The sequence below is a fragment of the Shewanella sp. H8 genome (assembly GCF_040285065.1).
Taxonomy (GTDB): domain Bacteria; phylum Pseudomonadota; class Gammaproteobacteria; order Enterobacterales; family Shewanellaceae; genus Shewanella; species Shewanella polaris.
In genome coordinates, this window is sequence record NZ_CP157213.1 from 2,823,025 (window position 1) to 2,835,299 (window position 12,275).

A 12,275-nucleotide genomic window follows, 5' to 3' on the forward strand; every position below is an offset into this window, starting at 1 on the left:
TGTTTTTTATACCTATAATACTCGTAACATTACTTCGAAAAAGCGTTGCTGAGATAACCTATAGGTAAGTATTATCAGTCTTTATTATGGTTCATAGCCTTTTTACGATTACATTGACCGTTATTAAAATATTTACATTTAAATTTGCTATCAACAAATTTTTCATTAGCTACCGTATTTATTCTAAGGCTTGCTCTATATCTGCAATCAGATCCTCTACATTCTCTAACCCAACAGAAATACGAAGTAAGTTGTCAGTAATGCCTGCGGCTAATCGAGCTTCTGGTGTGTAAGGTGAGTGGGTCATGGATGCTGGGTGTTGGATCAGCGATTCTGCATCCCCCAAACTTACTGCTATGGTGAATAGCTTGAGTCGATTGACGAAGTTTATCGCATCTTGTTTATCGCCCTTCAATTCAAATGCAATAACCCCACCCGCACGTTTCATTTGCTTACCGATGAAACGATGACCTTGGTGGTGTGCTAAACCAGGGTAAAACACTTGGCTAAATTTAGCGTTTTTATCTAAATACTCGGCTAACACCTCTGCGTTGTCGCAATGACGAGTTAACCGTACATCTAACGTTTTTAAACCGCGTAAAATTAACCATGCATCGTGCGGAGATATCACGCCACCGAAGTCTTTTAATATTTCGTATTTTAATCTGTGCATGTGCTCTGCATTGCCGCACACAATACCCGCGATTACATCACCATGGCCGTTTAAATACTTGGTAGCACTGTGGATCACCATATCGATACCCAACGCTAGCGGTTGTTGCAATAGCGGTGTCATAAAGGTGTTATCGACAATAGATACTAGGTTATACGCTTTAGCGACATTGGCCATGGCGGTAAGGTCGAATACTTGTAAATGTGGATTTACCGGCGTTTCGCAAAACAGCACTTTGGTATTTGACTTGATGGCTGCTTCTATTGCCGCGATATCAGTAAAATCGACCAAGGTTGTTGTGATGCCTAAACGCGTTAGTTGAGTAGTCATTAATGCGAAGGTGCAACCATAAACCGCTTTAGATGCGATTAAGTGATCGCCTGCGTGCAAGTGAGTTAATAATGCACTTGATACTGCAGCCATACCTGATGCGGTTGCTGCAGCGTCTTCGGCGCCTTCTAATAGCGCCATTTTTCGCTCAAGTTCTGCGGTTGTCGGGTTGCCTAAACGAGTATAGATATAGCCTGGTTCTTCTCCGGCAAAGCGAGCTCCGCCTTGTTCGGCACTATCGAAAACAAATGTGGCAGTTTGATACAAAGGTGTGGTGAGTGAGCCAAAGGCTTCGCGTTGATGTCCGCCATGAATGGCTAATGTGGCTAAGTTCCATTTACCCTGTTTGTTATCTTGCATTGCTTCTCCCTGCGCCACCTAGTTATGAGTTGTTACCCTCTTTGGGGTTATTGTCGTGGTGGTCAGAATTTAAGATACAGTGGAATAAAATATAACCAAGTGATTACTAAAAATAACCAACGGAAGTGATGTAAGAACAATGTTACAAACGGCTTTTCATGTCGTTTAGACCATTCATTTTTTGTATGCTGTTGACGCAATTAAAATGGAGGTGCCTAACAATTAAGTTGTGAGTGATATCTTTAATTTTTGCATGCCTTGGTCAATGTTAAGCAGCGGTTGGTAACCTAAGTCTTGTTTAGCTGCGCTGATATCAAAGTAATGGCTAGTTGATAGCTGCCTTGCGACAAAACGAGTGATGATGGGTTCTTGCGATTTATTCAATAAGCCATATACGGTTTCAAGCACTACGCCTGCAGTATAAGCAACACTTGCTGGCACACGCTTGGTCACTGGCGGTAAATCAACACACGCGAGAATACGATTAAGCATATCAGCCATGGTAATGGGTTGATCGTTACTTAAAAAATACGCTTTACCTGCACACTTAGCATTAGTCACTAAATCTAACGCGGCTAAAATATGGGCATAGGCAGCGTTATCGACATAAATGGTATCAACCAGTTTGTCTTCATTCCCAACAAGCTTTAACCGCCCTGCTCTAGCCCGTTCAATCACTCTTGGCACAAGATGAGGATCGTTTGGTCCCCAAATTAAATGTGGCCGTAAGGCTGTTGTTCGAAGTTTAGCGGAGTTAGCCGTAAGGACGAGTTGCTCGGCTATGGCTTTAGATTCACCGTAATAATTGAGGTATGTTTTTGCATAAGGTGCTGACTCATTAATACCGTTTTCGTCCTGTCCGGCAAAGGTGACACTTGGAGTACTGGTATAAATAAGATTTTGAATATTAAGTTCTTTACAAGCATTGATAATATTGTCTGCACCATCAACATTAGGCGAGTAATAACTTTGCTTGTTACCCCACACACCTGCCTTTGATGCCACATGAAATATCAGATCGCACCCATGCATGGCTTGTTTAACACTATCATAGTCACTGATATCGCCTTGACGCATATCGACGCCCAGTTCAACGAGTCTTGGGTAGTCGCTACGGGCATAACCCACCACCTGAATACCAGCCGTTAATAAGCGCTGACAGACAGCCAATCCTAAAAAGCCGCCAGCTCCGGTAACAAACACTTTGTTGACCGACAATGCCAATTGCCTAAGCGCAGATTGCTCAAGTGGATGTAAATCTGTCAGATTCATGATGATGACCTTATTCTTTCCACTGTTTTTGTGCCCAGACAGCAAGTTTTTCTCTGAATATTTTTGCGTTATGACGCACATCGACCGGAAATTCAGGATGAATTAAAAAGCGTCCTATTCCGTCGGTATGTGGATATTGCTCAGCCAAGGTTAATAACTCTTGATACAGTGCTTTAGAGGTTGAGCATACGATGTCTTTTTGTAATTCAATGCACAATACGGGCACAGTATTATCACCAAGATTAACACCAACAATGGCCGAACGCTTAACTTGTGGATGGGTATTGAATACGCGCTCACAAGGTAATGTATAAAAACGCTTTAACCTTTGCTGACCGCGTGTGGCATCTACAATATGGCCTTTACGACCACACATCCACAATAAGCCATTATCGTCTAAATATCCCACGTCACCCATGCGGTGCTTAACGTGTTCACCGTCGTTAATTTTAGCTAATTGAGTGGCTTGTTCACGCTGATAATAGGCTTGGCTGACCATAGGTCCGCCCACCACAATTTCACCAATTTCGTTAACGGCAAGTTTTTTGACTTCAGCCCAATTAGATTGGGCTGTGTTAGTAATGGCAACTATATCAACGCTCACCGACGATATCGGTTTGCCGACACAAATCCCTTTACCTTGATCTGTCAGTTCGCTGGTCGCAAACAATGCATGGCTGCCAATCATGCTGATGGGCAGCGATTCTGTCGCCCCATAAGAGTTAAGCACTTCAACCTGTGGATTGAGCATTTTGCTAAAGCGCTTAATAGAGCTAATGGTTGCCGGAGCACCAGCTGATATTACTCGTTTAATGCTGGTGAGTTTATGTTGGCTTTGCTCCCCTGCTTGGCCTAATCGCTCTAACAAGGCTGGGTTAACAAACATGTTACTGCATTGATATTGCTCAATAGCAGCAAACAAATGGGCTGGATTGGCGGTAATGGGTTTACTGGCATCCATGTCTGGCACAATAGACGCCATGCCAAGTGCTGGGCCAAATAATGAAAACAGCGGAAAAGTCGCTAAATCGCGCTCCCCAGGTGCAATGCCGTAATCGTGTTTAAGGGCGCTAATTTGTGCTTCAAACATTGCATGACTGTACACCACACCTTTGGGAGTGCCGGTACTACCACTGGTAAACAAAATGGCTGCCATATCATCAGGCTTTAGCAATACCATTTCAAAAGGATGGGTAACACTACGCCCAATTTCGGAGATGGTTTCTAAACTGGTAGCATTTGTTAACCAGCGTTGAATGGCTGAGCCACCCACATTAATCACCTGCTTAACACTACCTTTGCCCCAGCCTAAAATGCGCCTAGCAATGTGCGCTTTAGGGATGCCGATAAACGCATCTGGCTGCGATTCTTCAAAACACTGTTTAAGGTTGTTAACGCCCATACCTGGGTCAACTAGAATTGGGATGATACCGGCTTTGAATAAGGCAAACGTTAACGTGAAAAACTCAATGCTTGGCGTCACCATTAAAACGGCTTTCATGCCGCGTTTAATACCGTACTGAATAAGCCCTTTAGCAATCATGTCCGATTGCTGGTGTAAGGTAACAAAATCGATTTCTTGATAATTAAATTGGCCTTGCTTAGCGTGTTGTACAGCAACTGCAAGCCCAGCAGACATTGTTTGCGCGGCCGTTTTAAGGTGCTGACAGATATTGGCATTAGCAAGTATAGTGGTTTGAGTCATGTGGCTTCATTTTTGGCTAATGTGAGTAACGCATATATGCTGGCTAACAACAAAAGACACGCCAATATATAGATAATTTTAAACGATTAAATAGCTAAAAGGCTCAAATGAGCCTTTTAGGATGTGATTAGTTTTTTGCGATAAAGTCTTTAATTAAGCCAATCACTTCGTCACTTGCATCTTCAAGAATGTAATGACCGCAATCAGCAAACTCGTGCACAGTTGCATGAGGCATTCGCTTTCGCCATTCTTCTAAAAAATATTTATCGAATACAAAATCTTGTAAACCAAAACAAATCAAGGTTGGTACATCAGCAAACTCGCTTAAGCTATCGCCAATGCTAGTCACTAAATCATAGTTCCTATCGCCAGGCTTAAGTGGAATATCTTGTACAAATCGTAATGTTGAAATACGGTTTTTCCACGAATTAAACGGCGCGACATAAGCTTCACGTACTTCTTTAGACATGGGTTTGCGTTTTACACCAACATACGATGCCGCTGATGAAAATGCATTTAAACCACGGACTAATAACGAACCCAGTAAGGTTTCGCGGCAAATCCACAATGCCCAAGGAAACGGCTTAGTGTTAGGCAAATGAAACGCTGCTGTGTTTAAACAAACTAGGCGTTTGATACGCTCAGGATGACGAGCCGCAAAGCCCATTCCAATCATTCCACCCCAATCATGTACAACCAGAGTAATGTTTTGTGTTACCCCTAAACTGTCAAGTAAGGCTTCTAAGTCATCAATACGATTCTTTAAGGTGTAATCGTATTGCGGATCATCGGGCTTGTCTGATAAGCCACAACCAATATGGTCTGGCACAATACACTGATGCTGGTCACTCAACGCGCTAACTAAGTTACGATAATAGTAACTCCAGCTAGGATTACCGTGCACCATAACCACTGGCTCGCCTTGGCCTTCGTTAATGTAGTGCAGTTTATTGCCGTTACGGTCTAAATAGTGACTTTCAAATGGCAGTAAGTTGTCTAACATGATGCATCCTGTTAACTATTTTTATAATGAAACACAACACTCAGTGTTACCACTTAATTCCTAACATCATGCAGTTTAAGCCACTGCCTATTCCTAAAAAGCTGACTTGATCGCCAACACGTAAAAAACCTTCATCGTGTGCGATAGCGGCGGTAACAGGTAAAGACACTGTGCCCATGTTGCCTAGCTTTTGGTAAGTTGGAAATTCTTTTTCGTGAGGTATATTTAATGCGTTTAACACTTGTCGGCGGTTTGATGCGCCCACTTGATGACAAATCACTTTATCAACTTGTTCGACGACCCAATTGCGTTGCTCTAAAAAATGTCCCCAAGTGTCTTTGGCAAGCTCAACACCTTCTTTAAGCAGGGTTACCGCATCTGTACGCATAAACTCACGATACAATAAGTGTCCTGCTTCTTGTAAACCCCATTGACACAATTGGTAGTGCTCAGGGGCAGACAAATGACTGGCACCTAACAGTTGATGTTGACGTTCGGTTTTAAGCGGTAAACTGCCATCAGTTAGAATAACGGCAACCGCGCCAGAACCGCCAGTCAATGTTGCTAAAGATTGTGCGAAGTTTTGCATCGTCGGTTCGGCTAACATATGCTCTATGGTGGCATCAACGATGTCTCGTGCAGATTCACATGACACCACCATACCGGCTTTAATTTGCCCAAGCTCGATACGATTGGCTATATCCAAAATACCCGACAACACTCCTAAGCAAGCGTTACTGATATCGTAAATCGCGGTGTCTTTTGACACCCCAAGTTCCGCAGCTATTCGACAAGCCGTTGCAGGTTCATGTTGATCTCGGCACACACCAGTGTAAACCAATGCTCCCAAGTCACTGACATTGATACCTGTTTCATTAACAGCCTTTTGCGCAGCGGCAATAGCGCCATCTGACAAACGGTGACCTTTTGGCCACCAGCGGCGCTCAGTAATACCCGTTAATGCGGCAAGTTGCCCCATTGGAATACGAAACTTTTGATATAAGGGTGCTAAGCGTGACTCTAAATCGCTACTCGACACTATTTGTGGTGCTAGCTCATAAGCCAGACTATTGATAAAGACGCGTGAATATTTCATTAAACCGTATAATTCGCTTCGCTCTAGCATGCCCAAAGCCACTAGATTGGTTGTTATTCGTTATTAACCCGCCATTTGAACAAGAATGGCTTAATTATTCAATCAAAAACGGCAAGCTAATGCGGTAATTTGGATGATTTTTTGTGGTTAGATTTTAATGCTTGATTAACTCGTTGGTTAATTTTCACAGTTTTAAGCCAAGTAAGCCAGTTTAAACAAAGGCTTAATTTACACTTTTGTGATAAAGGTTACTATTAGTTTGTTTTAATTGCTTGGATCATCGCATTCCTAGGGGTAACACTGTTTGCACAAAATTCAGTCAATGCAACTTGATACCCCTGTTCTTGTAAAAAACACACCCGATCAAGTAATAACCAGTACTCTAATGCACGGCGAAATAGATGAGCCACTAAATCAATACGCTTAGTGAGCCGTTGTCGCTCAAATCCGCGTTGAGAGTAATCAGTAAAATCGATATCGCTAGGTAATACTAATTCTTTTTGATCTGCAGCCCATTGGCAAAATTCAGTAAAACTGCCGTTAAGCTGACTTTGTTTAACCGTCGGTACCGGTAAATAGGCATTTATCCCTCGAACATTCCGCTGCAGGCTATCAAAACCTAAACGCCATGACACTTGTTGATTACGAAATTTTTGCTGTTTGGGGGTGGCAATAATACTTTGCTGTAACGGCAACTGCAAATCATGGCGCGACAAACTTAATTCACTGGCCTTTGCTGCGATCGATAATGGTTGATAATGTGATTGTTGAATTAAATGATAACAGCAAGGTGATATAGAAATAGCCTGAGTCTTTGCCGATACAGCAAGATTAAGCAACCGCACATGTAAATCGCCACAGGCATGTAATGAAATAGCATGCTGCTGCGTTAATAACAGAGGCTTTTCAGGATCTAGTGGCATAAAAGCATCAGCACATATAAAGGTTTGCGGTAATTGCCACTGCGTAGCAAACCCTTGACCTTGTTCACATAAACGGGCTTGCCACTCAAGACTGATCACATCAACACGCTGTGTTTTAGCAATTAAACGCCCTAAATGCCCTTTACCGGCACACCATTCTAATATGGGTAACAAGGTTAGATTAGGTTGATTTTGTGGATCGACTTTATGTGCAAACGCGACAATTTGTTGCCATTTTCGACCTTTAATATGCGCGCTAAAATGGGTTAATTCCTTAGTTTTATCATTGTTATTTTTCTGGCTTCTGTCAGGAGTTTGTTCAATAGACTCAGGGTTAATCGAGTGTGTAGGCAAAGTGATGGCTAACAAGCTTAATTGACTCATTAACTCCTCTGCCTGTGGGTGCAAGTGCTTTTTTATGTCGCAAATCAAGCTTGGTAATAACGTCTCGACCAGCTGCAGCTGGTCCATATCTAGGCTATCTATTTCTGCATCATCAAGCTGCCACACTTTTTGAGCTAAATGTGGAAATTTTTGCTGCCAAGGTAAGTGTTCACACTCAAACGCAACTAGCTGCCATAAAGGTTTAAAAGTATTAAGAAGTGAGTCGACTGTATTAAAGCTAAGTTGATAATCGGTTGCTGGCATATTGTTGCTTATGGTTAACCTTAGCTGATTGAAATGATAGGATGCGCTTTATTGATACCCAAACTGGAATTGTAAACCATGCACTCACCTTGTGTCGCCCGCTGCGGCTTAAATGAAGACGATTATTGCATGGGTTGTTTTCGTCATATCGACGAGATAGTGACTTGGTCACAAACAAGTCATGAGCAAAAACAGCAAATTTGCGATAGTTTAGCACACAGAAAACAACAGTTTTTGGGTGATAGTAACAACCAAACCTTGTCTCGTGCAAAATGGCTTGAAGCTGAAAAACGTTTAGGTGAGGACGCTGATAAACTAGAAAACGCGTTAACGAGCGAAACTGTTAACGTCAAGCAATAAAACCTAAGGCGAACAGTGTCAAGCCAATGTACGGCGCTTATATAAAATGGGTAAAGCAAACAGCAGCCCCAAAAATTATTTACAGGCTCTCAGAAACATTACGACAACGAATCAATTATTGGTTTATGACCTTGCTTGCATAACATCTCTTCGCAAAGCTTCTAGATTTTCTCGTTTTACTTTTTCATCATTGCTTTTAAATCGGCAAATGGATTAAACGTAGCAGCGTCTTGTTTGGCTTCTTTGGTGCTACCGTAACGAATAAGCTCTTCAAAACGTGAATGTTCATTGTCGTGACAATACAGACACAATAACTCCCAGTTGGTCCCATCTGACGGATTGTTATCGTGGTTATGGTCACGATGATGCACTGTTAACTCAGACAAGTTTTTATGGGTGAATTCACGAGTACAGCGACCACAAACCCAAGGATATAGTTTAAGCGCTTGCTCACGATATCCTTTTTCGCGACTGGCCTTGTAGTCTCTGGCCTCTGCTAATACTTTATCTAATTTACTTTCGTTGGTTGACATTGATTTATCACTCATAAAAAAAACTATCCCAAGGATAATCACTGTTATCGCTTGGGGCAATTGTTTGCTAGATCTTATTTAACAACTATTCTGCTACTGGCGCAAATCAACAATGGCAAAATAATGGCAAGCGCAACATTCACCGTTATCGATAGTTATCGCTTGAACTTGCTCTTAACCGATTTTAGTTTCTTTATTGTTTGATATTCCAGCGGTTAAGTTAAAGCGCATTGCATCTTCAAATGACCAATCAACACTGATTAAGTCTTCACGCTTAACCAAACTAGTCACTCCGGCTATTTGATAACTAAGTTGAAATAATACCGGTACCCATTCACCTTCAGGCAATGCATCTGCGAGTGGCTGTGGTGCTATCTCACTCATAATAAAGCCTACAACATAACTACCGTTGGCTTGTTTAACTAACACCGTTTTTTGAGTTTTAGGTTGGCCGTCACGATTCATTAAACTGGCGATATCTCGAATACTGCCATACACAGACTTAAACAACGGAAACTTCATTAGTTGGTTTTCAATCCAACCATACACCCATGCAATAGGGCTAACAGAAAATAATAAGCCGGCGATAAACACTAAACTCGCCACCAAACAAAAACCTGCCCCGACAAATACCGGTTCTAGCCCCACAATATCGAGCAATAATTTACCTAAGCCATCAAGGGAGATAAACAGTGACCAGAACAGCCAAATAGACAGCACCATAGGCAATAAATTAGTTAAACCACGAGCAAGGGTATTTTTCATTAAGTACACAAAAGAAGAAAGAACAGGGCAAAAATGTTACCACAGTTTGCTGATTAGTCACTTCAAATATACCAACTGGCTTATTGGGGAATTATTGTTCAGTCAACCGGTCCATATAAAAAAGCCCCCATCAGATCAAAATATTACAACACAGGTGCGCTATTATCTTTTTGAGCTAGCAACATTCAACCATTGATGACGACCTAACTCCAATACAACACCGACAGCCAAGCCAGCAGCGGTATTAATCCATAAGCACGTTATGGCCGTTGAAAAAATAACCAAGATACAAAACGGGTTACCATCAATGAATCGTTTCGACCAAGCTAATTGGGTTCCCGCAATAGCGAGTAAACTACCTAATACAGCTAAAGGAATTAATGACAATGCACTGGCAATACCTTGCCCCCAAAAGATAGCAATGAGGACGCATGTACTGCCAAAAATAGTCGGCGCTAACCAGGTTCGAGCGCCAAAGTGATATTGTACCGCTAACCCTCCAGCCCCATGGCACATTGCAGCAGCCCCAAAAGGTGATAACAGCAAATTAGCCCAACCAGAGCTTTTAGCAAATTGTTGCGGTTCAAAATTTTCACTGTCTTCAGGAAACTTATCTTTCGCCATCGCAGAAATCGCAATCACCGCATTGGTCAATGTCAACGCTAACTGTGGTAGCACCAATAAAATGGCAGCAGACCCCCATTCATCGATACTCGGCCAACCCAACTGCCAAACACTGGTTTGGGTAAAGTTAAAGCTAGGCATAGTCCCACTTGTTAATTGCCAACCGATCCCAAGGATAATCACTAACGGCATAACCAAATATTGCATTGGCATAAAACGACTAGCGAACAGAAAACCAAAAGCAAGTATGCCGACCAACCATGTTTCGCTCATCATGACGCCACCTAACCATATCAGCTGGAGCCCAATTGCTAGCTGGATACCGATACTGATCGCCGGTGATAACAGCTTAGCCATCCATTGAATAATGCCGCTATAGGCTAAAACAAGTAGAATAAGGCCCATTAACATGGCGGATGCTTGTAACATTCCAGGAGACATTCCTTCTGCAATGACTAACGCACTGATCACCTTCATAGGCTGTATCGGAATGGGGCGTCGATAATAAAACGCAGTAAATAAGGCAAAAAAACCAAAGCCTAAAAATATCCCTTGGGGAGAGAATTGATTAAGGGCTATTAAGCCTAAAACTAAAGGAAGGAAGGTGCCTAAATCAGCAAATGCGCCACTGAACTCACCTGAAATCTTATTTACGTTGTCTAAACGATTGATTTCACATCTCATATATCTTGCCGTAAGGAATGGATACTAAGATAAAGCAAATACGGTGCCACATTAAAAATGCGACACACCTCTAAATAAAGATGCCTAAACGTGAGTTAAACAAAATAATTGCGACAATATGAACCATGACATGTTGTCAGAATGGTCATTATGTCCACATAATCACTAGCTAGATAATCGTTAGCTAAATAGTCCTTTTTATAATCGCTTTCTACTGAATATGATTAACCGATGAGGAAGATTAGATTATTGATATAGTTAACCTCAACTCAGGTTAAGAGGAGGGATATGCAAGGAAAAATGACAATATTCGGCCTGTTTCTTATCAAACTTGTCATTTGTTTTTCAACAAAGCGCATCGATGCGTCAATAGCTAGCCTATTGCAAGTCAATGCAATACTGTTAGCGATACAAAAGACTGTTTGATAACCGTTTATTATCCCGACCTTAGTTATATAATTCCAGAAGAACATGCTCAACAAGCATATAAAAGCCCCTATCAATGGGGCTTTATCGAAGCTTAAAACAACTGTTAATTTAAAAAATCTACATTCAAGTCTGGTAACTCAAATTCTTACAGTTCTTTTTCCATTTCTTCGTAAGAAATATGACGAACGTCTTTGCCTTTCACATAGTAAATCACGTACTCACAAATATTCTTACAACGGTCTCCGACTCGCTCAACCGCACGCGCAGCCCATAATACGTCTAACACACCTGGAATTGAGCGAGGATCTTCCATCATATGGGTCATTAACTGACGGATTATACCTTCATATTCTTTATCTAATTTTGCATCTTGTTTATGCAACTCAAATGCTTGGTCAGCATCCATACGTGCTAATGCATCTAAGGTTGAGTGCAACATACGCGTCGCGTGACGCCCCATGTTTTCAATACTCACCAATAAAGGCTGTTGGCTGTTAGCACGCTTTTCTACCGCAGCTTTGGCAATGCGCACACAAGCATCACCAATACGTTCAAGATCGGTAATGGTTTTCGAAATGGCAAGGATCAAGCGTAAATCACTGGCAGCAGGTTGACGTTTAGCAATGATACGAGTGCATTCTTCGTCAATAGCCACTTCCATGCCATTCACTTTATGATCGCCTTCAATCACTTGTTGTGCTAATTCTGTATCAAGTGATGCTAGCGCATCCAATGCCTGTTCGAGTTGACGCTCAACTAAACCGCCCATGGCTAATACGCGATTACGAATATCATCAAGCTCAGCATTAAACTGCCCTGATATGTGTTTACTTAAATTCATTTTTTCCATGATACCCACCTAAATTTTGT

The 12,275-nt window shown here is 41.9% G+C and carries 11 protein-coding genes; 1 reads left to right on the plus strand and 10 read right to left on the minus strand.

The annotated features are described in order from the left end of the window. Positions 1–178 precede the first annotated feature (178 nt). The 6 genes from megL to ABIS04_RS12280 all read right to left on the minus strand — a co-directional run bounded on the left by megL (position 179) and on the right by ABIS04_RS12280 (position 8,010). Positions 179–1,363 (minus strand): methionine gamma-lyase, encoded by a 1,185-nt coding sequence (megL, locus tag ABIS04_RS12255; protein ID WP_350431235.1) that lies wholly within the window; start codon positions 1,361–1,363, stop codon positions 179–181. Between the two features lie 222 nt (positions 1,364–1,585). Further along, positions 1,586–2,635 (minus strand): 2-alkyl-3-oxoalkanoate reductase, encoded by a 1,050-nt coding sequence (oleD, locus tag ABIS04_RS12260; protein ID WP_350431236.1) that lies wholly within the window; start codon positions 2,633–2,635, stop codon positions 1,586–1,588. Between the two features lie 10 nt (positions 2,636–2,645). Next, on the minus strand, positions 2,646–4,340 hold the full coding sequence (oleC, locus tag ABIS04_RS12265) for an olefin beta-lactone synthetase (RefSeq protein ID WP_350431237.1): 1,695 nt from the start codon (positions 4,338–4,340) through the stop codon (positions 2,646–2,648). A 127-nt stretch (positions 4,341–4,467) separates the two neighbouring features. After that, a complete protein-coding gene (locus ABIS04_RS12270; protein WP_137226640.1) occupies positions 4,468–5,343 on the minus strand; it encodes an alpha/beta fold hydrolase in 876 nt (291 codons plus the stop codon). 46 nt (positions 5,344–5,389) lie between these two features. Then, the gene (locus ABIS04_RS12275) at positions 5,390–6,439 is read right to left on the minus strand and encodes a 3-oxoacyl-ACP synthase III (protein ID WP_140235597.1); all 1,050 of its coding nucleotides are present in this window, start codon (positions 6,437–6,439) and stop codon (positions 5,390–5,392) included. A gap of 254 nt (positions 6,440–6,693) precedes the next feature. Further along, complete coding sequence (locus ABIS04_RS12280) at positions 6,694–8,010, minus strand: methyltransferase (RefSeq protein WP_350431238.1); 1,317 nt, start codon at positions 8,008–8,010, stop codon at positions 6,694–6,696. A 78-nt stretch (positions 8,011–8,088) separates the two neighbouring features. Between ABIS04_RS12280 and ABIS04_RS12285 the strand changes: the two genes are divergently transcribed. Further along, entirely contained in the window at positions 8,089–8,370 is a 282-nt protein-coding gene (locus ABIS04_RS12285) for a DUF1289 domain-containing protein (protein ID WP_350431239.1), read from the plus strand. A gap of 176 nt (positions 8,371–8,546) precedes the next feature. Here the strand turns inward: ABIS04_RS12285 and ABIS04_RS12290 are convergent, their stop codons facing one another. From ABIS04_RS12290 to phoU, 4 genes are all read right to left on the minus strand, one after another. Further along, positions 8,547–8,903, minus strand: a complete 357-nt coding sequence (locus ABIS04_RS12290; RefSeq protein WP_140235598.1) for a YajD family HNH nuclease — start codon at positions 8,901–8,903, stop codon at positions 8,547–8,549. Between the two features lie 174 nt (positions 8,904–9,077). Continuing rightward, the gene (locus ABIS04_RS12295; protein WP_350431240.1) at positions 9,078–9,668 is read right to left on the minus strand and encodes a DUF502 domain-containing protein; all 591 of its coding nucleotides are present in this window, start codon (positions 9,666–9,668) and stop codon (positions 9,078–9,080) included. A 162-nt stretch (positions 9,669–9,830) separates the two neighbouring features. Next, positions 9,831–10,976 carry a putative sulfate/molybdate transporter gene (locus ABIS04_RS12300; protein WP_140234563.1) on the minus strand — a complete coding sequence of 382 codons (1,146 nt, stop codon included), beginning with the start codon at positions 10,974–10,976 and terminating at the stop codon, positions 9,831–9,833. Between the two features lie 574 nt (positions 10,977–11,550). Then, positions 11,551–12,255, minus strand: coding sequence for a phosphate signaling complex protein PhoU (gene phoU, locus ABIS04_RS12305; protein WP_137226635.1), 705 nt, complete (start codon positions 12,253–12,255; stop codon positions 11,551–11,553). Between the last annotated feature and the right edge of the window lie 20 nt (positions 12,256–12,275).